The organism is Tabrizicola sp. YIM 78059 (assembly GCF_004959785.1).
Taxonomy (GTDB): Bacteria; Pseudomonadota; Alphaproteobacteria; order Rhodobacterales; family Rhodobacteraceae; genus Tabrizicola; species Tabrizicola caldifontis.
In genome coordinates this window covers 74,849-96,686 of sequence record NZ_SJZH01000011.1, presented here as the reverse complement: position 1 = coordinate 96,686, position 21,838 = coordinate 74,849, and the positions used below count along the sequence as shown (strand labels likewise).

The following is a 21,838-nucleotide window of genomic DNA, read 5'->3' as shown; positions in this document are numbered from 1 at the left end:
TTTTGACAGTTCTACGAGGCAACCCCTTGCCTGGATCACCCCCGCGCAACCTTCTTTCGCCAGCGGACCTGCCGCCGCTCACTCTGGTCGTCGGGGGCGCGCGGTCCGGGAAATCGGCTTTCGCCGAAAGATTGGTCGTGGCATCGGGCCGTCCCCGCCGTTACATCGCCACTGCCGAAGCCTGGGATGCCGAGATGCGCGACCGCATCGCCCGGCACCAGCGCGACCGCGGTAGTGACTGGACCACGGTCGAGGCCCCGCTTGACCTGCCTTCGGCATTGGCCTCGGCCCGGCCGGAAGAGGCCGTGCTGATCGATTGCGCCACGCTGTGGCTGACGAACCAGTTGCTGGCCGGTCACGACCTGCCAGCCCGGACCGAGGCGCTTGTGTCTTCGCTGTCGGCCTGTCGCGCGCCCGTGGTCGTCGTGTCCAACGAAACCGGTTGGGGTATCGTTCCGGAAAACGCGCTCGCGCGCCGGTTCCGCGACGAACAGGGACGGCTGAACCAGCGGTTGGCCCATGTGGCCGATCTTGTCGTCACCGTGATTGCGGGCCTGCCCCTGGCCCTGAAGGGAACGATCCCGGCATGACCTGGGGCCCGACGCGTGCAGGCCTGCACCGCCGCTTCCCCCGAGTGAAAAGGCGGCTGGTTCAAGCGATTAATGGAGCCGAAGGATGACCCGATTCTGGCTGGTGCGCCACGGGCCCACCCATGCAAAGACCATGATCGGCTGGACCGACCTGCCCGCCGACCTGTCGGACATCGCCGCACTCACCCGGCTCAGGGCCCACCTTCCGGCCCAGGCCCCTGTCATCTCTTCCGACCTGGCCCGTGCTGTGGCCACCGCCGACGCGCTGCAGCCAGCCCTTCGCCTGCCGCACGACCCGGCCCTGCGCGAGATCCACTTCGGCCAATGGGAAGGCAGAAGCTTTGCCGAGGTCGAGGCAGAGGATCCCGCCCTGATCCGCGCCTTCTGGGACCAGCCGGGCCAGATCCGTCCCCCGGGCGGCGAAAGCTGGAACGAACTGACTGCCCGCACCTGGGCTGCGCTCGACCGACTGCACGGTATCGCGCCCGAGATTGTCGTCGTTGCCCACTTCGGCCCGATTCTCGCCGCCCTGCAACGTGCCACGGGCCGTAGCGCGCTGGAAACATTCGCGCACAGGATCGACACCCTCTCGGTTACCTGCCTGACGATCTCCCCCCCGCGGGTCCACGGCGTCAATCACAGGCCGTGATGCGGCGCGCCACGAATTGTCGTTTTCCTTCGGTCGGCGTTCCAGGTGAAATACCCGCGAAAGGATCCATGCCATGACTAACACCCTCGTGATCGGCGACCGCGCCTATTCCAGCTGGTCCTTGCGCGGCTGGCTGCTGTTCGATGCTTTCGGCATTCCCGTCCGCACCGTGTCGGCCCGTCTTTACACCGACGAATTCGCCTCGGTTCTGAATGACTTCTTCCCTGCCCGCACCGTCCCCACGATGCGCACACCGGATGGCTCCGTCGTCGCCGACACCCTCGCCATTGCCGAGGAACTGGCCGCCCGCCATCCCGAAGCCGGAATCTGGCCCGCCGACCCGCATGCCCGCGCCACCGCCCGCGCGCTCGCCGCCGAGATGCATGCCGGTTTTGCCAACCTGCGCAGTTATTGCCCGATGAACCTGCGCGTCAGCTACAGCGGGTGCGCGCCACCGCCCGGGGTGCTGGCCGACCTCGCGCGACTCGAAACGCTCTGGTCCTGGGCACGGCGTACAACCGGCTCCGCCACCCCCTGGCTCTGCGGTGCCTATTCGGCGGCGGACGCCTTCTTCGCCCCCGTCGCCAGCCGCATTGCCACCTATAACCTGCCGGTCAACGCCGAGGCGATGCTCTATGTCAACGCGCACCTTGCCCACCCGAGCTTCCGCCGCTGGCGCGCGATGGGGCTGGTGGACGGCCCGGATCAGGGCTTCTACCGCCGCGACTACCCGCGTCGCGACTGGCCCGGCCCCGTCCCCCTGCCAGCCAGAGCCGTTCCCGGCACCGATACCGCGAACCCGACCTGCCCCTATTCCGGCCAACCCGTCACCCATGCGCTGCAGCTTTACGGCCGCAGCTTCGGATTCTGCAGTGCCTTCTGTCGCGACAAGACCGCCGCCGACCCCGAGGCCTGGCCCGCCTTCATCGCACTTTACCAATCGTAAACCATTCAACCCTACCCGTTAACCAAGGTGAATCGGGCAGGGCGCAATGCAGGGACCGGCACAGTCAGACGGACTATCGGGTGCGCTCTCCCGCGCCATACCCGACCCCTGTCTTCCTCTCTGCCCAAATATCCCCGCCGGAGGCGAGGCGCCGAGCCGGTTGCGCGCCGACGGCGCGCAGAGGCGAGACAAAAGGCTTGCGGCGCAGCCGCCCAGTTTTACAGCCGGCACCACCCGCGATGCCGTGACGACATGGGGCGCTGCATGATCGCCCGCACCTATACCGTCGCCTTCGAAGGCATCGAGGCCCGCCTGGTCGAGGTGCAGTGCGCCGTCGCCCCCGGCGCGCCGGCCTTCACACTGGTCGGCCTGCCGGACAAGGCGGTGTCCGAGGCCCGCGAACGGGTCCGTGCCGCGCTTCAGGCCCTGTCCATTGCACTGCCCTCGAAACGGATCACCGTGAACCTCTCGCCAGCCGACCTGCCCAAGGAAGGCTCGCATTTCGATCTGCCGATTGCTGTGGCACTGCTCGCTGTGCTTGACCTCATCCCGCGCGAGGATGCCGAAGGTGTAGTCTCCCTCGGAGAGCTCTCGCTCGATGGCCGGCTCATCGCCGTGGCCGGGGCACTGCCAGCCGCGATGGCTGCAGCCGTGGAAGATCGCGCGCTTCTCTGCCCGGCGGCTTGCGGGTCAGAGGCCGCCTGGGTCGGGGCGACACAGGTCTATGCCGCTCCCGCGCTGGACGCGGTTCTTCACCACTTCACCGGTCGCACGCCCCTGAACCCGGCGCAGCCGGGCGAGGTGACGGGCAGCCGGAACCCCCGCGACTTCCGCGAGGTCAAGGGCCAGGAACGCGCCAAGCGCGCGCTGGAGATCGCCGCCGCGGGTCGCCACCATCTGTTCATGGTCGGAACACCCGGTTCGGGCAAGTCGATGCTTGCCGCCCGTTTGCCGGGCATCCTGCCGCCGCTTTCTGCGGCCGAGGCTCTGGAAACCTCGATGATCCATTCGCTGGCCGGTCTCTTGACCGAAGGTGGCATTTCGCGCGACCGGCCCTTCCGCGAGCCGCATCATACCGCCTCGATGGCCGCCATCGTCGGCGGTGGCAAGGGTGCGAAACCGGGCGAGATCAGCCTGGCACACAATGGTGTCCTTTTCCTCGACGAGTTTCCGGAATTTCCCCGCGCGGTGCTGGACACCCTCCGCCAGCCGATCGAAACCGGCAGCGTCATGGTTGCCCGGGCAAACGCCCATGTCCGCTATCCCTGCCGTTTCCTGCTGATCGCGGCCGCCAACCCCTGCAAGTGCGGCTATCTGTCCGATCCGGGCCGCGCCTGTGGCCGCGCGCCGCTATGCGGCGAGGACTATCTCGGCCGCATATCGGGGCCGCTGATGGACAGGTTCGACCTGCGTGTCGAAGTGCCACCCGTGGCTTTTGCCGACCTCGACCTTCCTGCTGCCGGAGATGGCTCCGCCACAATTGCCGCCCGCGTTGCCAGGGCACGAGAAAGGCAGGGCATCCGATACGCCTCTCACGATGGGCTGCGCGTCAACGCCGACCTCGAAGGCGCCGCCCTGGAGCACTTCGCCACCCCCGATGCCGAAGGCCGCGACCTGATCTCGCGCGTGGCCGAACGCATGGGACTGTCGGCGCGCGGATTCCACCGGATCCTGCGCGTGGCCCGCACCATTGCCGATCTGGATGCAAGCCAGGTCGTGCGCAGACCCCATGTCGCCGAGGCGATCAGCTTTCGCCTGTCCTCTGCCACCGGCGGGTTGTGACGGATTGCCGGACCCCGCGCGGGGAAAGGAAGGCGGGATCGCCCTATCCTAGGCGCCGCGCCTGGCCTCGATCACCTGCCATATCCGTTCCGCCGCATTGGTGCCGTCGAAGCGCTCCAGCTCCTGAATGCCGGTGGGAGAGGTCACGTTGATCTCTGTCAGCCAGTCTCCGATCACGTCGATGCCGACGAAGATCTGCCCCTTCTCGCGCAGGGTTGGACCGATGACCCGGCATATTTCCAGATCCCGTTCGGTCAGTGCCACCTTTTCCGGTCGGCCGCCGACATGCATGTTCGACCGGGTCTCGCCGGCCTGAGGCACGCGGTTGATCGCGCCTACCGGCTCGCCATCGACAAGGATCACCCGCTTGTCCCCCTTTTCGACGGCTGGCAGGAACTTCTGCACGATCACCGGTTCGCGGCTGAGGCCCATGAACAGCTCGTGCAGACTGGACAGGTTCCGGTCGTTCGGATCCAGCCGGAAGACCCCGGCACCACCGTTACCGTAAAGCGGTTTCAGGATGATGTCGCCGTGACGGGCCTTGAAGGCCCGGATCGTCGCCAGATCACGGGCGATGGCAGTGGGTGGGGTCAGGTCCGGAAAACGCAGGACCAAGAGCTTTTCCGGGCTGTTGCGCACCCAGAACGGATCGTTCACCACCAGCGTCTTCGGGTGGATCATCTCCAGCAGGTGCGTCGTGGTGATGTAGCCCATGTCGAAGGGCGGATCCTGGCGCAGCCAGACGACATCGACCTCGCCGAGATCGACCTCGGTTTCCTCTCCGAAGCTGACGTGGTTGCCGACTTCGCGCCGGACCTCGATCCACCATCCCCGTGCCAGCACACGCCCTTCGACATAGGCCAGCCGATCGGGCGTGTAATAGAACAGGCGATGTCCCCGCGCCTGCGCCTCGAGCGCGATGCGAAAGGTGGAATCGGCGTTTATGTTGACGGACCCGATCGGGTCCATCTGCAGGGCTACCTTCAGTTTCATCGTCCACTCCGCCTGGGTCGCAGGAATTGATGGCCCAAGCCCGGGAAAGATGCAATTCAGCCGGCGAAAGCGTTCTCGATGATCTCGATCCGCCCGCTGCCATCGACCAGCGCAAGATCGATTCGAACGTCGGTCAGAAGCCCCTTCGGTTCCCGCGCCACGAATTCATCGACGGTTGCGAAGATCCGCGCAACCTGTGCGGCCGTCACATGCGAGGCGGCAAGGTCGTGCGTGCGGCTGAACTTGACCTCGACGAACACGACCTCGTTTCCGTTCCGGCCGATCAGATCGATCTCGCCGCGGCTGCCTCGCCAGTTGCGGCCGCAGATCGGGATGCCACGGTCTTCATACACCCTTGCAACCGCAGCTTCGGCAGCATGGCCGGCCAGATGATTGGCAAGGCCCCTGGCAGATCGGCCGCGGCGCGCGGGTACTGAAGCAAAATCGAACGGCATGGCAACCCTATTCCTGACGAAGGTCGACGGCGATCTGGTAGGCAAGTTTGCGCGATACCCCCAGAGTCTGCGACACGAAAGTTGCAGCATCCTTAACGCGCATCGTCTGCAATGCCGTTTCCAGTGCCCTGCGGATATCCGCCTCGGTTGCGGCTTCGGGTGCGGCCCGGTCCACAAGAACGACGACTTCGCCCCTGACCTCGCGGCGGCTGAAGTCATCGGCAAGTTCGGCAAGGGTTCCGCGGACAACTTCCTCGAAACGCTTCGTCAGCTCGCGACAGACGGCGGCGCGGCGTGCCGCGCCAAGGGTTCCGGCCAGGTCGGCCAGCAACGCTGCCAGTCGCTTCGGGCTTTCATACAGGATCAGGGTGGCCTGAACCGCCGCAAGTCCGGCCAGAAAGTCCCGTCGGGCCCCCTGCGCCGTCGGTGCAAACCCCGCAAAGAGGAACCGGTCCGAGGGCAGTGCCGACAGCGTCAGCGCGCAGATCGCGGCGCAGGGGCCGGGGGCGGCTGTCATCGGCAGGCCGGCCGCCGCGACTGCCCGCGCCAGTTCGAAGCCGGGATCGGAAATCAGCGGCGTGCCTGCCTCCGAGGCATAGGCCACGCTTCTGCCTTCGCCAATCAGCGCGAGGATCCGGGAAAGCGCCCCTTCGCCGGAATGGTCGTGATAGGCGATCAGAGGGCGCCCGCGCAGCGGAACGCCGTGAATCTCCATCAGGTGCCGCAGGGTGCGCGTGTCTTCGGCCACCAGCACATCGGCGCCGGCCAGCACGTCCAGCGCCCGCAATGTGATGTCACGCGCCGCGCCGATGGGGGTGGAAACGAAATGCAACCCCGGCGGAATGGCGCGCAGGTCGGGTTTCGGGGTGTTCTGGTGCGGGTCGGACGGCTGGCTCACAAGTTTACTTCCCTTTCCGAACCCATTACCCTGCCCGGCAATCGCCGTAGCGCCGAAGTGAGGAAGTCCGATGTTGTCCGTTCTGAGCCGGGCCCGCAAGTCGCTGGGTCACCTGGTCACTGGTCTCTTTGCGGTGGTGCTGGCAGCCTGTGTTCCGGCGGATGGTCCGGCGACAGGCCCGGCGCAGGGATCGGGCGGTTCGGTCAAGGTGGCACTGCTGATCCCCTCGGGCTCGGGGCAGGCGCAGGACGAGCTTTTCGGCGCCAACCTTGAAAATGCCGCGCGTCTGGCGATGCGCGACCTGTCGGGGGTAGCCATCGACCTGCGCGTCTATCGCACCGGTGGCAGCCCGGCCAGGGCAAGCGCCTTGGCGAAGCAGGCGGTAGACGAAGGGGCCCAGGTGATCCTTGGGCCGTTCTATTCCGAAGAGGCGAATGCTGCAGGCGTCGCGGTGGCGAATTCCGGCGTGAATGTCCTGGCCTTTTCGAACAACGCCGCCATCGCGGGTGGAAATGTCTTCGTGCTTGGCCAGACCTTCGACAACACGGCGCGGCGGCTGGCCTCCTATGCCGTGCGCAACGGCAAGTCGAAGATCCTGATCGTTCACGACCGCAACGTCGCGGGTGAGGTCGGCAAGGCTGCCATCGAACGGGGGGTAGCGGCAGCCGGCGGGTCGGTCGTGGGCGTGACCTCCTACGAATTCTCGCAGAACGGCATCGTGCAGGCGGCCAGTGGAATTGTCGGAACCGCCAGGTCGTCGGGCGCGACCGCCCTGTTCCTGACGGCCGACACGGCCGGGGCGCTGCCGCTGCTCAGCCAGCTTCTGGTCGATAACGGTATCGACCGGGCCACGACGCAGCTGATCGGTCTGACCCGCTGGGACATTCCGCCCGCGACGCTGGCCCTGCCCGGTGTGCAAGGCGGCTGGTTTGCCCTGCCCGACCCGGGCCTGCAGGCGCAGTTCCAGTCGCGCTATCAGGCAGCCTTCGGCACGGCGCCCGTGGCCGTCGCGGGCCTTGCCTATGACGGGATCGCTGCGATCGGGGCCCTGGCCCGCGCATCGAAGGGCGCGCCAATCAGCCGTGAGGCACTGACCCAGTCGGCCGGGTTCGCAGGCGTATCGGGCGTCTTCCGCTTCCTGCCGAACGGAACCAACCAGCGTGGCCTGGCCGTGGCGACGATCCGCAACAATCAGGTCGTGGTGATCGACCCGGCCCCGCGCAGCTTTGCCGGCGCCGGGTTCTGACACCGTGACACGCGCCGCCGAGGCCCCGGCCGCGCCCGCCGCTGCCGCGACTTCCGCTTATCCGATGCCCGATCTGGATGCCCTGACGGTAACGATTCTGACGGGCATTGCCGACGCACCGGATGCCAGGGCCGCGCGCGCCGGCGTGGTTCGCCACCTGCTCGATGCACGGACGCAGGCCACGACTGCCTTCGAGGCAGCCTTCCGCGCTGCCCCGCGCCAGGCACGCGCGCTGATTTCGGCTCAGGCGGCGCTGACCGACGTGCTGGTGAAAGTTGCGCTTGCAGCCGCCCAGAAACTGCATCCCCTTGCCAACCCGACCGAGGCCGAACGGATCGCCGTCCTGGGCGTCGGTGGCTATGGCCGGGCCGAAATGGCGCCACAGTCGGATGTGGACCTGTTGTTCCTGACGCCTTGGAAGGTCACCCCATGGGCTGAAAGCGTCATCGAGACGATGCTGTACATCCTGTGGGATCTGAAGCTGAAGGTCGGCCACGCCAGCCGAACGGTGAAGGATTGCATCCGACTTGGCCGCGAGGATGTGACGATCCGCACCGCACTTCTGGAACACCGCTTCATCTGCGGGCACGAGCCACTGGCCACCGAGCTGGGCGACAGGCTGTGGGGCGATCTCTTCCGGAACTCCGGCCCCGAGTTCATCGAGGCGAAGCTTGCCGAACGCGCCGAACGGCACAAGCGGCAGGGCGGCCAGCGCTATGTGCTTGAGCCGAACGTGAAGGAAGGCAAGGGCGGCCTGCGCGATCTGCAGACGCTCTACTGGATCGGGAAATACCTGCACCGGGTGCCTTCGGCCGAAGGTCTGGTCGGCGCGGGGCTTCTGTCGCGCGAAGAGTTCGACAGTTTCGCCCGGGCCGAGGACTTCCTGTGGGCCGTGCGCTGCCATCTGCACTACATCACCGGGCGCGCGACCGATACGCTGACCTTCGATCTTCAGGTCGAGGTCGCGGCCCGCATGGGCTATCGCGACGCGGGCGGGCGGCGGGCGGTCGAGCATTTCATGCAGGATTACTTCCGCCACGCGACCCGCGTGGGCGAGCTGACCCGAATCTTCCTGACCGAGCTTGAAGCCCGCCATGCCAAGCGCGAGGCCAGCCTTTTCGGCATCTTCAAGCGCACAAAGCGGGTCAAGCCCGGCTACAAGCTGGTCCAGGGCCGCATCGACGTGACCGACCCCGCAGCCTTCCTGAAGGACAAGCTGAACCTTCTGCGCGTCTTCGAAGAGGCGCTGCGCACCGGCTATCTGCTGCATCCCAACATCATGCGCCTGGTGGCGGCGAACCTGCATCTGATCGACGACGAGATGCGCGAGAACCCCGAAGCGCAGCGGCTGTTCCTGGATCTGCTGCTGAAGCACGGCAACCCGGAACGGTCCTTGCGCCGGATGAACGAACTGGGGGTGCTTTCGGCCTTCATCCCCGAATTCGAACCCATCGTCGCGATGATGCAGTTCAACGTCTATCACCACTACACGGTGGACGAGCACATCATTCAGACGATCAGCTGCCTTGCCCAGATCGAGCGGGGGGAACTGGTCGAGGAACTGCCGATCGCCTCGGGTATCCTGAAGGCCGGCGTGAACCGCCGCGTGCTTTATGTGGCGCTGCTGCTGCACGACATCGGCAAGGGCCGGCCCGAGGATCATTCCATCCTCGGCGCCCAGATCGCCCGGCGGGTCTGCCCGCGCCTTGGCCTCGATCCCGAGGAATGCGAGACGGTGGAATGGCTGGTGCGCTATCACCTGCTGATGTCCGACATGGCGCAGAAGCGCGACATTGGCGATCCGCGCACGGTGCGCGACTTTGCCAAGGCGGTGAAGACGCGCAAGCGGCTGGACCTTCTGACGGTACTTACGGTCTGCGACATCCGCGGCGTGGGGCCGGGGACCTGGAACAACTGGAAGGCCATGCTGCTGCGCCAGCTTTACAAGCAGACCGCCGAGGCGCTGGAGGGGGGGCTCGAAACGCTCAACCGCGAGAACCGCAAGGACGAGGCGAGACTTGCCCTGCGAAAGCGGCTTGTGGGCTGGGGCGCCGCCGAAATCGAGCATGAACTCGACCGCCATTACGACCCCTACTGGCAGGGTTTGACCACCGACACGCACGAGGTCTTTGCCCGGCTTCTGCAAGGCATCGGCGACGACGAAATCCGCATCGACTTGCACCCCGAGCCCGACCGCGACGCGACCCGGGCCTGCTTCGCGTTGGCAGACCATCCCGGCATATTCAGCCGCCTGGCCGGGGCGCTGGCGCTGGTGGGCGCGAACGTGGTGGACGCACGCACCTATACATCGAAGGACGGCTATGCGACTGCCGTCTTCTGGGTGCAGGACATCGAAGGCCACCCCTACGAGGTCAGCCGCCTGCCGCGCCTGCGCCAGATGATCGACAAGACGCTGAAGGGCGAGGTCGTGGCCCGCGAGGCGCTGAAGGACCGCGACAAGCTGAAGAAGCGCGACCGAGAGTTCCGTTTTCCGACCCACATCACCTTCGACAACGAAGGGTCCGACATCTACACGATCATCGAGGTCGATACCCGCGACCGTCCGGGGCTGCTCTATGACCTCACGCGGACGCTGGCCAACAACAACATCTACATTGCGTCTGCCGTGATCGCGACCTATGGCGCACAGGTGGTCGATACCTTCTATGTCAAGGACATGTTCGGGCTCAAATTGCACCAGAAGCACAGGCAGGAAGCCCTGGAACGCAAGCTGCGCAGCGCCATCGCCGAAGGCGCGGAACGGGCGCAGGCATGATGCGACCCGACTCGCGCCCCACTTCTCCGGAAAGAACTGCACCATGAAACCCGTCCGCATCGTCAAGGGCTTCCTGACCGTGGGCTTCTGGACCCTGGTCAGCCGGGTCTTCGGCCTGATCCGCGACATCTTCCTGGCGCGCTATCTGGGCGACGGCATCGTGGCGCAGGCCTTTGTCGTGGCGCAGTCGCTGCCGAACATGTTTCGCCGCTTCTTTGCGGAAGGCGCCTTCAACTTTGCCTTCGTGCCGATGTTCGCCAAGAAGGTCGAGGCAGAAGAGGATGCCGAAGGCTTTGCCCGCGATGCCTTCTGGGGCATGGCGGCCTTCCTGTCACTGTTCTCGGCCCTGGGCATCGTCTTCATGCCCGGACTGGTCGTGCTGATGGCCTCGGGTTTTGTCGGGGACGATCGCTTTGCCGTGGCGGTGACGCTGGGCAGGATCGCCTTTGCCTATATCCTTTTCATCTCGCTCACGGCGCTTCTGTCGGGCGTGCTGAACGCGCGTGGCCGGTTCGCGGTTACCTCGGTCGTGACGGTGCTGCTGTCGGCCACGATGATCGCGGGGATGGTCCTGGCTGACCGGATGGGCTGGGACATGGGGCGGACGCTGGCCTGGTCGGTCACGATTTCCGGCCTGCTTCAGCTGCTGGTCACCTGGGCTGCGGTCCGGCGACTGGGCTACCGGATGCGTTTTCGCTGGCCGCATCTGACACCCGATCTCAAGCGTCTGGCCATCATCGCCGCGCCTGCCGTGCTGGCCGGGGGGGTGGTCCAGATCAACCTGATCGTGGGCCGTCAGGTCGCCAGTCTGACCGATGGCGCGGTGGTCTGGCTGTATAACGCCGACCGCATCTATCAACTGCCTCTCGGTGTCGTCGGCATTGCGATCGGGATCGTGCTGCTTCCCGACCTGTCGCGCCGCCTGCGGGCCGAGGACCACGAGGGTTCGCGCGCATCCTTCAACCGGGGGACGGAATTTGCGCTGCTGCTGACCCTGCCCGCAGCCGTGGCACTGATGGTGATTGCCTGGCCGATCATCAGCGTGCTGTTCCAGCGTGGGGAATACGGGCCTGTGGCCACCGTGAACACGGCCTGGGCTCTGGCGGTCTATGGCGCTGGTCTGCCGGCCTTCGTGCTGCACAAGGTGCTGCAACCGTTGTTCTACGCGCGCGAGGACACGCGGTCGCCCTTCCGCTATGCGGTCTGGTCGATGGTGGTGAATGCGGCGCTGGCCGTGGGCCTTCTGCCGCTGATCGGTTGGCTGGCGGCCGCGATTGCCACCACGGTTTCGGCATGGGTCATGGTCTGGCAGCTTTGGCGCGGCAGCCGGGTGATGGGCGATGCGGCGCGGCTTGATGACCGGTTCCTGTATCGCCTGCCGCGCATGGCCCTGGCCTCGGCCCTGATGGGGCTGGTGCTCTGGGGCATGTCGGTCGCGCTGGCCGGGCCCCTGACCACGCCGGGTGTCCGCACCGCCGCGCTTGGGGCGATGGTGCTGGTGTCGATGGTGGTCTACTTCGGCACCGTCCTGGCGATCGGCGGGATGAGCTGGGTGGAACTGAAAGGCGCGTTCCGCCGTCAGCGCTGACGGATCTTGTCCATCACCCGCGCCCAGCCCCCGGGGCTGACGACGAAGGACAGCAGGAACCCCGCGGCAAAGCCGGCGATGTCGGCCACCCAGTCCCAGCCCGCGCCGAACAGAAGGCCAAAGACGAGCTGGAAGAACAGCAGAGCCCCGATCAGGGAAAAGGCGCGATACTTGTTGCCCCCGGTCCGCGCCAGGTTGACCCACAGAAGGAAGGTGAAGGCACCGATCAACCCGTAGACCGCCGGATAGGCGCCGATCAGCTGCATCCGGTTCCCGGGTACCAGGAAGGTATATGCCACCGCCCCAAGAGCCGAGGCCCCCAGAACCACGACCAGCACTGCCCACCAGCGGAAGATCTCGCCCACCATCTTGCCCAGAGCAAGAAGCAGGACGATGGCGAACAGGGCATGGCTGAAACTGGCATGGACCAGCGGATAGCTGACCAGCCGCACCAGTTCCTCATAGGGCGCGCCGCCGGTCTGCCACTGGTAACGCAGAAGTTCGGGAAACATCCCGAAGCGTTCCACCGCCTGCAGGCGCCAGCCCACGCCCTGCGGGCCCCCCACGAAGCCGGCCGTCGCCAGCGACAGCACCAGCTCCATCGCGATCAGCGGCAGGGCCAAGACCCAGACGATCAGCGGCAAGGGATTCAGCGGTGCCTCGTTGTGGTCCTGTTTCATGCCCTGCCCCGGCGTTGACGGCTTGTTGCCCTTGGATTACGCGGGTTCGGTAGCTTTATCCAGACGGAGCGATCCCATGACCTCGCAGGCTTCGGCGGTCCAAACGCCGAAAACCTTCAAGCCCCGCATCTTCTCGGGCATCCAGCCTTCGGGCGGGCTGACCCTCGGCAACTATCTCGGCGCGCTGAAGCGGTTCGTCGAAAAGCAGGACGAGGGGATCGAGACGATCTATTGCCTGGTCGATCTGCACGCGATCACCGTCTGGCAGGAGCCCGAGGCCCTGCGCCGCCAGACCCGCGAAGGGGCGGCGGCATTCATCGCCGCGGGCATCGACCCGAAGCGCTCGATCCTGTTCAACCAGAGCCAGGTCAGCGCGCATGCCGAACTGGGCTGGATCTTCAACTGCATCGCCCGCATGGGCTGGATGAGCCGTATGACCCAGTGGAAGGACAAGGCCGGCAAGAATGCCGAGGCAGCCTCTCTGGGCCTGTTCGCCTACCCCTCGCTGATGGCCGCCGACATCCTGGCCTATCATGCGACCATGGTGCCGGTGGGCGAGGACCAGAAACAGCACCTGGAACTGACCCGCGACATCGCGATCAAGTTCAACAACGATTACGGGGTGGACTTCTTCCCTGTCGTCGAGCCCCTGATCGAGGGCGTGGCGACGCGGGTCATGAGCCTTCGGGACGGCACGAAGAAGATGTCGAAATCGGATCCTTCGGACCAGAGCCGGATCAACCTGACCGACGATGCGGACGCCATCGCGCAGAAGATCCGCAAGGCCAAGACCGACCCGCTGCCCTTGCCCGACAGCCCCGAGGGCCTGAAGGACCGGCCCGAGGCGCGCAATCTTGTGAACATCTACGCAGCCCTTGCCGGTCACAGCGTGGAACAGGTGATTCGCGACTTTGCCGGTGCCCAGTTCGGCACCTTCAAGCCGGCGCTGGCCGATCTTGCCGTGGCGAAACTGTCGCCGATCACCGCCGAGATGAACCGGCTGATGGCCGATCCGGCGGAAATCGACCGCATTCTTGCGGATGGGGCCGAACGCGCCGATGCCATCGCGCGGCCGATCCTTGACCAGACCAAGGACATCGTGGGCATGATCCGGTCGCGCAAGTAATCCACAGGAAGGTTCGGCGCGACACGGCCATGTCACAGACCTGATTCAGGCCGGCGCTAGACCGATCCTGTCCGGTGGCGCGATCTGTCCCCATCGCCCGAGGTTCGGCCCCTCTGTCCCCTGAGATGGCCGCGCCTTGCCGACATGCCCCCATGCGCCCCCGCATGGGGGCGATTTTTTTCCTGCTGCGCCCGCCCAGGCAGGGCAGATCGCCAAGTCCTTGACTCTGCGAAGGCTGACAAAGCGGAAATCGGGTTCTCCACAGCTTATTTCGGAAGAAAGCGCTTTACAGGCTTTCGCTCGTGTCCCACCATATCTAGTAAGGGCAGCGTCGGGCAAACGCTGACCCTTGCCAGACACCCAGCTTCTAGTGGGTCTTGGCCCGCCTGAAGCTTCATCATGAGGCCGGGCATGTCGCTTTCCGAAGACTACGCAGCGATGGAGGATCTGCACCCCATCGACATCGTCGAGACCCTGGCCGAACACCACGCGTGGGAATTCGATCGGGTGACCGACGACCAGATCGCCATGGCGGTGGAAGGCCAGTGGCGCACCTATTCGCTGACCATGGCCTGGTCGCCGCACGACGAAACCCTGCGGCTGATCTGCACCTTCGAGATGGACCCGCCGGCCCAGAAGCTGCCTGCGCTTTATGACCTGCTGAACCGCTGCAACGACATGGTCTGGTCGGGTGCCTTCACCTGGTGGGCGGAACAGAAGCTGATGGTCTGGCGCTATGGCCTGGTCCTGTCGGGGGGGCAGATGGCAGGGCCCGAGCAGATCGACCGGCTGATCGTCAGTGCCGTGATGGCGGCCGAGCGCTTCTATCCGGCATTCCAGATGGTGGCCTGGGGGGATCAGTCCCCGGCCGAGGCGATGAAAGTCGCCATTGCCGAGGCATACGGCCGCGCCTAACCTTGGCCCCCGAAAGGGGGAATTTCATGGCTCTGGAACGTGTGGCCCGCGACGGGCTGGTATTGCTTGGATGCGGCAAGATGGGGTCTGCCCTGCTGGCTGGATGGCTCAAGGCGGGGGTCAAACCGGATGCGGTCTGGGTATTGGAGCCCAATCCGACCGACTGGCTGATCGAGACCGGGGTTCATCTGAACGAAGGTCTTCCGCCGGCCCCGGCGGTGGCGCTTCTGGCGGTGAAGCCGCAGATGATGGGCAAGGCGCTGCCGTCGCTGCAGGCGCTGGGAAATGGGACGACGTTGTTCGTCTCGATTGCCGCCGGGACGACGATTGCCAGCTTCGAGGCTGTCTTGGGCGATCGCACGCCCATCGTGCGAACCATGCCGAACACGCCTGCCATGGTAGGCAGGGGGATAACCGCGCTGATCGGCAACCGACATGCAACGGCCGACGACATGGCGCTGGCGCGGGCCCTGATGGCGGCTGTCGGCCAGGTTGTGGAGCTGGAGCGTGAAGACCTGATCGACGCGGTGACTGCCGTTTCGGGTTCGGGGCCGGCCTACGTCTTTCACCTGATCGAGGCCATGGCCGCAGCGGGCGAGGCAGAGGGGCTGCCTTCCGATGTGGCGATGCAGCTTGCCCGCGCCACGGTCTGCGGCGCGGGGGAACTGGCCTATCAGAGCCCCGAAAGCGTTGCCCAGTTGCGGATCAACGTGACCTCGCCCGGTGGCACCACTGCTGCGGCGCTGGCGGTTCTCATGGATCCGGAAACCGGCTTTCCTGCGCTGCTGCGCCGCGCGGTCAAGGCGGCAGCCGACCGGGGCAGGGAGCTGGGCAAATGACCATCACCTACGCCGATTTCGAAAAGGTCGATATCCGCGTCGGCCGGATTACAAGGGCTGAACCCTTTCCCGAAGCGCGCAAGCCGGCAATCAGGCTATGGGTCGATTTCGGCCCCGGGATTGGCGAGAAACGGTCGTCTGCGCAGCTGACGCGCCATTACACTCCCGAAGGTCTGGTCGGGCGGCAGGTGCTGGCGGTGGTGAACTTTCCGCCCCGCCAGATCGGACCGGTGAAGTCCGAGGTGCTGGTGCTGGGCGTGCCGGATGCGGAGGGCGAGGTGGTGCTGATCGGGCCGGGGCAAGAGGTTCCTTTGGGGGGGAAACTGTTTTGAATCCGAAGCTTCTGATCACCCGCCGACTGCCTGACCGCGTGCTGGAAGCCGCCTGCGCCCGGTTCGACGTGACATTGCGCGACCGGACCGAGGTGCTGTCGCCAGAGGAGCTGCGCACCGCGCTGCGTGACTTCGACGCGGTGCTGCCGACCTTGGGCGACCGCTTCCAACCGGATGTCTTTGCAGATGTTTCCAGTCCCCGGGCGAAGATTCTGGCCAACTTCGGGGTGGGCTACAACCACATCGACATCGAGGCCGCGAAGGCCGCGGGCGTGATGGTCACCAACACCCCCGGCGCAGTGACGGATGCGACCGCGGATATTGCGGTAAGCCTGATCCTGATGACTGCCCGCCGCCTGGGCGAGGGCGAACGCATCCTGCGCGCAGGTCGGTGGGAAGGCTGGGGACCGGTGCAGATGCTGGGCACCCATGTTACCGGAAAGCGGCTTGGAATCATCGGGATGGGCCGCATCGGCAAGGCGATTGCGAAGCGCTGCCATTACGGGTTCGACATGGAGGTGGTGTTCTACAACCGCTCGGCCGTTCCCGATCCGGGCCTGCCTGCACGGCAGGTAGAGATGGCCGAGGCGATGGCTGCCGACTTCGTGGTGGTGGCCGTGCCGGGCGGGAAGGCCACGCATCACCTGATCGACGCCAAGGCATTGGGAATGATGCGGAAATCCGGGATCTTCGTGAACATCTCCCGCGGCGATGTGGTGGACGAGGCCGCCCTGATTGCGGCCTTGCAGGAGGGCCGGATCGCCGGTGCAGGGCTGGATGTCTACGAGTTCGAGCCGCAGGTTCCGGCCGCCCTGATCGCGATGGAGAATGTCACCCTGCTGCCCCATCTCGGCACCGCCTGCCTTGAGGTGCGCGAGGACATGGGGATGATGGCGGTGACGAACCTGATCGCCTGGGCCGAGGGGAAGGCGCCGCCCAACCTGCTGAATCCATGATCATTTCCCGCGCGCGCCGGTTCATCTTTGCCCATGCCCCGAAGACCGGCGGGACAGCATTTGCCCTGGCCTACGAGGCACGGGCCGCAAAGGACGACATCCTGATCGGCGACACGCCCAAGGCGCGCAAGCGGGCGGGGCGATGGAAGGGGATCAAGACCGCCGGGCGCGTGTGGAAGCATTCTACCTTGGCGGACGTGATCGGGCTGGTGAGCACCGAGGAAGTGGAATCATTTCTGACGGTCACGCTGGTTCGAAATCCCTGGGACCGGGTGGTAAGCTATTATCACTGGCTGCGCGCGCAAAGCTTTGCCAACCCTGCGGTGGGTCTGGCCAAGGCACGGGATTTCAGCGGGTTCCTGAACCACCCGCAGACGATGGCGTCGCTGCGGCTCTGGCCCTATGGCGCCTATATGCGAAGGCCGGATGGATCGGAAAAGCCCAGCCTTTTCCTGAGGCTGGAGAGGTTCGAGACGGATGCCGCGCCGCTGTTCGACAATCTCGGCTTTCGCCTGACACTGCCGAAGGCCAATGCCAGCGACAGGGCACGGGACTGGCGGGTCTATTACTCTGACGCGGATGCGGCGCTGGTGGCGGATCTGTGCGGCGAGGATGTTGCGCGGTTCGGATACAGCTTCGATCCAGGCGCCTGATGTCCCTTGGTTGACCTGTCGCGTCAAGAGAAGTTCCCTGATCATCCTTCCGCCCCGACGCGCGTGAGAACGGAAATCCTTCAAGCGGTGGATGTGAACCGCTCATCATCCCTGACGGGCTTCTTCGCTGTGCCGGGGCCAGCGAAGAAGCCGGTTACGGCTGATGAGCGGCGGTCTATGCGGCGGCCTTCTCGCCGCCGAACCGGCCGTAGAAGGTTTCGCCCTTGTCCGCCATCTCGCGAAGAAGGGCAGGCGCTTGGAAGCGCGGGCCGAACTGCGCGGTCAGGCCGCGGCAGATCTCTACCGCCCGCGCGGCGCCGATCATGTCGAGCCAGCTGAACGGCCCGCCCGACCAGGGTGCGAAACCCCAGCCGAGGATCGCGCCCACGTCGCCCTCGCGGATGTCGGTCAGGACACCCTCTTCCAGCGCCCGCACCGCCTCGAGCACCTGGGCAAAGAGCATCCGGTGCTGCACATCGGCCAGCGAGGGCTGCATCTTGTCCAGGGGATACTTGTGCGCGAGCCCCTCCCACAGGCCCAGACGCTCGCCCTTGTCATCATAGGCATAGAAGCCGGCCTTCGCCTTGCGGCCCAGACGCCCCTGATCGGCCATCCAGAACAGCACATGGTCCACTGCCTCGTCGGGGTAGTCCTTGCCCATGGCTTCCTTGGTGGCCTTGGCGATCTTGACGCCCAGGTCGATCGAGGTCTCGTCCACCAGTTGCAGCGGGCCCAGCGGCATGCCGACGAGCTTTGCCGCGTTCTCGATCAGCGCCGGTTCCACCCCTTCGGCGACCATGCGGATGCCTTCGTTGATGTAGGGGATGATGCAGCGGTTGGCATAGAAGAAGCGCGCGTCGTTGACGACGATCGGGGTCTTGCGGATCTGGCGCACGAAATCCAGCGCCTTGGCAACCGCGCGCTCTCCGGTCTTCCTGCCCCGGATGATCTCGACCAGGTTCATCTTGTCCACCGGGCTGAAGAAGTGGATCCCGATGAACTGATCGGGCCGCTGGCTGGCGGCGGCAAGCCCGGTGATCGGCAGGGTCGAAGTGTTGGTGGCATAGATGCAGTCCGGCCCCACCGCCGCCTCGACCTTGGCCGTCACATCGTGCTTGACCTTCGGATCCTCGAAGACCGCCTCCACCACCAGATCGGCGCCGGCGAGCGCCGCGTAATCGGTGGTGGCGGTGATGCGGCCCAGAACCTCGGCCCGTCTCTCCGCTGTCACCTTGCCGCGCTTCATGCCCTTGTCGAGCAGCCCCTCGGAATGGGCCTTGCCGCGGTCGGCGGCCTCCTGACTGGCGTCGATCAGCACGACCTCGATCCCGGCATTCGCCGCCACATAGGCGATGCCCGCGCCCATCATGCCCGCGCCGATCACGCCCAGCTTCTTCACCGCCTGATCCTCGACCCTGGGCCGGTTCGCGCCCTTCTCCAGCGCCTCCTTGTTGATGAACAGGCTGCGGATCATCGCGCTGGACGAGGGGTTCATCAGCACGCTGGTGAAATGCCGCGCCTCGATCCGCAGCGCCACGTCGAAGGGCACCAGCGCCCCTTCATAGACCGCCGCCAGAAGCGCCTTCGCCGCCGGATAGACGCCCATCGTCTTGGCTTGCACCATCGCGCTGGCGCCGACAAAGGTCATGAAGCCCGCCGGATGATAGGGCGCGCCGCCCGGCATCTTGTAGTCCTTGCGGTCCCAGGGCTTGACCAGGTCGGCATCGGTGGCCGACAGCACCCAGTCCTTCGCGCGTTTCAGCAGGTCTTCCGGGGCCACGACCTCGTCGATCAGCCCGGCCGCCTTCGCCTCCCTGGGCGAGGACAGCTTGCCCTCCAGCAGAAAGGGCGCGGCCATCATCGCGCCCAGCTTGCGCACCAGCCGCGTGGTGCCGCCAGCACCTGGGAAGATCCCGACCATGATCTCGGGCAGGCCGATCTTGGCCTTCGGGTTGTCGGCCGCGATGATCCGATGGCAGGCCAGCGGCAGTTCCAGCCCGATCCCCAGCGCGGTGCCGGGCAGCGCGGCGACGATCGGCTTGCCGCCTTTCAGCGTCTTCGGGTCCATGCCTGCGCGTTCGATCTTGCGCAGGACCTGGTGCATCTGCATGACGCCATCGAAGATCGCCTGCGCCCCGCCCGCACGCATTCGCGCGATCACGTTCAGGTCCATCCCCCCGGCGAAATCCTTCTTGCCCGAGGTGATGATGATGCCCCTCACCCCCGCGTCGGCCAGCGCCCGGTCGATCAGGTCGGACAGCGCGGCGAAGGCCTCGGTGGACATCACGTTCATCGACCTGGACGTCACGTCCCAGGTGATGGTGGCAACGCCCTCGGCATCGGAGGTCATGGTGAAATCGGTCATTGCGTGAACTCCATCGGCAATTCTTGATTGGGCTCGACCCTGGTCAGCAGGATCGGCCAACGGGTCTCGCTGGTCGTGTTGTGAACCCTGGTGGCTTTCCACGCGCCATCGCGGCGTTCCAGCCAGATCCGGCTGTAGAAAGTCGGAATCAGCGGTATGCCGTCGCAGAGATAGTGCGATTCATAGTGACCTATGATCCGGTCCGCGCCGTCGAACCTAGCCTGGCGCCCGATCAGTCGCGCTTCGCTGGCCCCGCGGCAGCACAGCATGTCGCAAAGCTCGTCAAAGCCTTCGACCAGATCTTCCTCTGTCCCGACAATAAGGTTTGCTGTCGAGGTGATGATCGACAACGGAAGCTCTACGAAGTCGCGATAGGACTCGAAGTTGCCCTGCATCAAGGCGAGGGCAATGCCGTCGAGGAACTTCTGAAGCGTCTCCGTTGCGGTCATCGTCCCTCGCGTTGAGTCCGGTTTGGCCGTATGAGCCTGCAATAAACCGAAATCACCAGAGTTCCGCCGAAAGAGAACACGGAACAAGTAATTGTATACTACACCGCAATCAGAGGTTGAATTAACAAAATGTGAATGTCGCCATGTTCCAAGCGCATGAGACGACGCCCGCAGGACTGCCTGTCGTTTCATCTGATGACCTCGCGCGCACAGCCAGAACAGGGCGTGCCGTCGCGGCGCAGGTGGCGCCGGGCGGGGCCGTCCTTTTCGGTGATCAGGTCATGGTCGGTGTAATGGACGCGGTCGCGGGTGTTGCGGGTGCCGATGACTAGGTAGCGGGCGGGCACCTCGGTGCGGTTATCCAGCCGGTGGCCGATGGCCAGACCGGCGGGCCAGGCGGCCACGTCGCCCGGGCGCAGGACGGTCTCGACGTCCTCGACCAGCACAACCTCGCCCGCGAGCATCAGGATCATCTCGTCCTCTTCCTCGTGCCAGTGGCGGTGGCCTGAGCGGCTGCCGGGCGGCAGCTCCTCAAGGAAGGCACCGAACTGCGTAAGCCCGCCTGGATCGGACATCAGCAGATAGCGGTATGGCCCGTTGCCCGAACCCAGAACGGGGTGGACGGGATCGGGTTCCTCTGCCCAGGGGGGAAGCACGACCTTCGGCATCAGCGCGGCCCCGCCCAGTCGGTGCCGTCCTTGTAGGTGAACCGCGCCTTGCCGCCCTCGATCTCTACCCGCAGGTCCACGTCGGAATAGGTCGCCACCTCGCGCGGGGCCTTGGTGCCGACGACAAGGAAGCGCGCCACCCGGTCGGAGCGGTTGACGAAGTGATGCCCGTCGGTGCTGCCCGCCGGAAAGGCTGCGCAATCGCCCGGGCGCATCACCGTTTCGCCGGCGTCCTGCACCAGGGTGCATTCGCCTTCGGTCACCATCACGAATTCGTCCTCGTTCTGGTGCCAGTGACGAAGAGAGGACATGGCCCCGGGTTCCAGGGTCACCAGATTGACGCCGAACTGCGTCAGCCCGCCTGCATCCCCGAGGCGCAGCGACGACCGCCCCTTCATCATGCTGGCGTAGGGTTCCGGGTAGATCGATCCGGTCCTTGCCGGAATCTTCGTGGGGTCGATCACGGGCATCGGGGGGCTCCTGCTGCGGGCACCATGCCCTGTCGAGCAACCCCGAAGGTCAGGCGATCAGCGCATGTGCGGTCAATTGTGGTTTCAGTTCGGGCATGGAGACACGGCTGTAGGCCACCATTTCGGTCCGCAGGCCGAACGGCGTCATCCGGTTGTAGTACACACCCGATGACAGACGCGGCGTTTCCTCGGACGGGGACAGTTCCAGCCAGTCCAGCCAGACACGCAGTCGCCCCGCGCGCGGAATGTCCATCGCCCTGACCCGGGGCTGCAAATGTTCGACGCCGCGTTCGACAAGGGCCGATCGCAGCACCGAAAGCATTGCTGCCCCCTCGGCCGCCGAACGCACGATCACCCGCTTCTGTCCAAGATGCAGAGGCAGCGGATAGGCATACTCGGCCGCAAGATCGTCCAGACGGCCGGCCATGAACAGCGCGCCCCGCCTCACGAATACGGACAGAA

General features: G+C 65.6%; 22 protein-coding genes. 13 read left to right on the top strand and 9 right to left on the bottom strand.

All coding sequences use genetic code 11. The features are described 5' to 3' along the window. The first annotated feature begins 26 nt into the window (after positions 1-26). The 4 genes from cobU to EZM81_RS14090 all read left to right on the top strand — a co-directional run bounded on the left by cobU (position 27) and on the right by EZM81_RS14090 (position 3,967). Positions 27-590 (top strand): bifunctional adenosylcobinamide kinase/adenosylcobinamide-phosphate guanylyltransferase, encoded by a 564-nt coding sequence (gene cobU, locus EZM81_RS14105; RefSeq protein WP_371685758.1) that lies wholly within the window; start codon positions 27-29, stop codon positions 588-590. An 85-nt stretch (positions 591-675) separates the two neighbouring features. Further along, positions 676-1,239, top strand: a complete 564-nt coding sequence (locus tag EZM81_RS14100) for a histidine phosphatase family protein (protein ID WP_136646154.1) — start codon at positions 676-678, stop codon at positions 1,237-1,239. A gap of 73 nt (positions 1,240-1,312) precedes the next feature. Then, positions 1,313-2,185 carry a glutathione S-transferase gene (locus EZM81_RS14095; RefSeq protein WP_136646153.1) on the top strand — a complete coding sequence of 291 codons (873 nt, stop codon included), beginning with the start codon at positions 1,313-1,315 and terminating at the stop codon, positions 2,183-2,185. Positions 2,186-2,449: 264 nt separating this feature from the next. Then, complete coding sequence (locus tag EZM81_RS14090) at positions 2,450-3,967, top strand: YifB family Mg chelatase-like AAA ATPase (protein WP_136646152.1); 1,518 nt, start codon at positions 2,450-2,452, stop codon at positions 3,965-3,967. Positions 3,968-4,015: 48 nt separating this feature from the next. On the opposite strand, the gene gshB is transcribed toward EZM81_RS14090, so the two are convergent. The 3 genes from gshB to rsmI are packed head-to-tail and all read right to left on the bottom strand — an operon-like array spanning position 4,016 to position 6,313. After that, positions 4,016-4,960, bottom strand: coding sequence for a glutathione synthase (gene gshB / locus EZM81_RS14085; protein WP_136646151.1), 945 nt, complete (start codon positions 4,958-4,960; stop codon positions 4,016-4,018). Positions 4,961-5,016: 56 nt separating this feature from the next. After that, positions 5,017-5,415: a YraN family protein gene (locus EZM81_RS14080; RefSeq protein WP_136646150.1), complete on the bottom strand. Its 399-nt coding sequence runs from the start codon at positions 5,413-5,415 to the stop codon at positions 5,017-5,019. Positions 5,416-5,422: 7 nt separating this feature from the next. Further along, positions 5,423-6,313 (bottom strand): 16S rRNA (cytidine(1402)-2'-O)-methyltransferase, encoded by an 891-nt coding sequence (gene rsmI, locus EZM81_RS14075; RefSeq protein ID WP_371685757.1) that lies wholly within the window; start codon positions 6,311-6,313, stop codon positions 5,423-5,425. A 70-nt stretch (positions 6,314-6,383) separates the two neighbouring features. On the opposite strand from rsmI, the gene EZM81_RS14070 reads away from it, so the two are divergent. The 3 genes from EZM81_RS14070 to murJ are packed head-to-tail and all read left to right on the top strand — an operon-like array spanning position 6,384 to position 11,923. Continuing rightward, entirely contained in the window at positions 6,384-7,559 is a 1,176-nt protein-coding gene (locus EZM81_RS14070) for a penicillin-binding protein activator (RefSeq protein ID WP_135448168.1), read from the top strand. Continuing rightward, positions 7,540-10,335, top strand: a complete 2,796-nt coding sequence (locus tag EZM81_RS14065; protein WP_136646149.1) for a [protein-PII] uridylyltransferase — start codon at positions 7,540-7,542, stop codon at positions 10,333-10,335. Before EZM81_RS14070 ends, EZM81_RS14065 begins: the two co-directional genes overlap by 20 nt. A gap of 43 nt (positions 10,336-10,378) precedes the next feature. Beyond that, positions 10,379-11,923, top strand: a complete 1,545-nt coding sequence (gene murJ / locus EZM81_RS14060) for a murein biosynthesis integral membrane protein MurJ (protein WP_135448163.1) — start codon at positions 10,379-10,381, stop codon at positions 11,921-11,923. Here the strand turns inward: murJ and EZM81_RS14055 are convergent. Continuing rightward, the gene (locus EZM81_RS14055; protein WP_135448161.1) at positions 11,914-12,603 is read right to left on the bottom strand and encodes a rhomboid family intramembrane serine protease; all 690 of its coding nucleotides are present in this window, start codon (positions 12,601-12,603) and stop codon (positions 11,914-11,916) included. The genes murJ and EZM81_RS14055 overlap by 10 nt on opposite strands. A gap of 76 nt (positions 12,604-12,679) precedes the next feature. Between EZM81_RS14055 and trpS the strand changes: the two genes are divergently transcribed. The 6 genes from trpS (at position 12,680) to EZM81_RS14025 (ending at position 17,424) form a co-directional block, all read left to right on the top strand. Continuing rightward, a complete protein-coding gene (gene trpS, locus EZM81_RS14050; RefSeq protein WP_135448159.1) occupies positions 12,680-13,729 on the top strand; it encodes a tryptophan--tRNA ligase in 1,050 nt (349 codons plus the stop codon). 411 nt (positions 13,730-14,140) lie between these two features. Continuing rightward, a complete protein-coding gene (locus EZM81_RS14045) occupies positions 14,141-14,644 on the top strand; it encodes a YbjN domain-containing protein (protein ID WP_167850909.1) in 504 nt (167 codons plus the stop codon). Positions 14,645-14,670: 26 nt separating this feature from the next. Continuing rightward, entirely contained in the window at positions 14,671-15,483 is an 813-nt protein-coding gene (gene proC, locus EZM81_RS14040; RefSeq protein WP_136646148.1) for a pyrroline-5-carboxylate reductase, read from the top strand. Next, the gene (locus tag EZM81_RS14035; RefSeq protein WP_135448152.1) at positions 15,480-15,815 is read left to right on the top strand and encodes a tRNA-binding protein; all 336 of its coding nucleotides are present in this window, start codon (positions 15,480-15,482) and stop codon (positions 15,813-15,815) included. The genes proC and EZM81_RS14035 overlap by 4 nt, the downstream gene beginning before the upstream one ends. Beyond that, positions 15,812-16,771, top strand: coding sequence for a D-glycerate dehydrogenase (locus tag EZM81_RS14030; RefSeq protein WP_135448150.1), 960 nt, complete (start codon positions 15,812-15,814; stop codon positions 16,769-16,771). The genes EZM81_RS14035 and EZM81_RS14030 overlap by 4 nt, the downstream gene beginning before the upstream one ends. After that, a complete protein-coding gene (locus EZM81_RS14025) occupies positions 16,768-17,424 on the top strand; it encodes a sulfotransferase family 2 domain-containing protein (protein WP_136646147.1) in 657 nt (218 codons plus the stop codon). The genes EZM81_RS14030 and EZM81_RS14025 overlap by 4 nt, the downstream gene beginning before the upstream one ends. Positions 17,425-17,599: 175 nt before the next feature. Here the strand turns inward: EZM81_RS14025 and EZM81_RS14020 are convergent, their stop codons facing one another. The 5 genes from EZM81_RS14020 to EZM81_RS14000 all read right to left on the bottom strand — a co-directional run bounded on the left by EZM81_RS14020 (position 17,600) and on the right by EZM81_RS14000 (position 21,803). After that, positions 17,600-19,789: an FAD-dependent oxidoreductase gene (locus EZM81_RS14020; protein ID WP_136646146.1), complete on the bottom strand. Its 2,190-nt coding sequence runs from the start codon at positions 19,787-19,789 to the stop codon at positions 17,600-17,602. Next, positions 19,786-20,238 carry a hypothetical protein gene (locus tag EZM81_RS14015; protein ID WP_136646145.1) on the bottom strand — a complete coding sequence of 151 codons (453 nt, stop codon included), beginning with the start codon at positions 20,236-20,238 and terminating at the stop codon, positions 19,786-19,788. Before EZM81_RS14015 ends, EZM81_RS14020 begins: the two co-directional genes overlap by 4 nt. 188 nt (positions 20,239-20,426) lie before the next feature. Then, on the bottom strand, positions 20,427-20,906 hold the full coding sequence (locus tag EZM81_RS14010) for a cupin domain-containing protein (protein WP_136646144.1): 480 nt from the start codon (positions 20,904-20,906) through the stop codon (positions 20,427-20,429). Then, complete coding sequence (locus tag EZM81_RS14005) at positions 20,906-21,376, bottom strand: cupin domain-containing protein (protein ID WP_135448140.1); 471 nt, start codon at positions 21,374-21,376, stop codon at positions 20,906-20,908. Before EZM81_RS14005 ends, EZM81_RS14010 begins: the two co-directional genes overlap by 1 nt. A 49-nt stretch (positions 21,377-21,425) precedes the next feature. Then, entirely contained in the window at positions 21,426-21,803 is a 378-nt protein-coding gene (locus tag EZM81_RS14000) for a hypothetical protein (RefSeq protein ID WP_136646143.1), read from the bottom strand. Between the last annotated feature and the right edge of the window lie 35 nt (positions 21,804-21,838).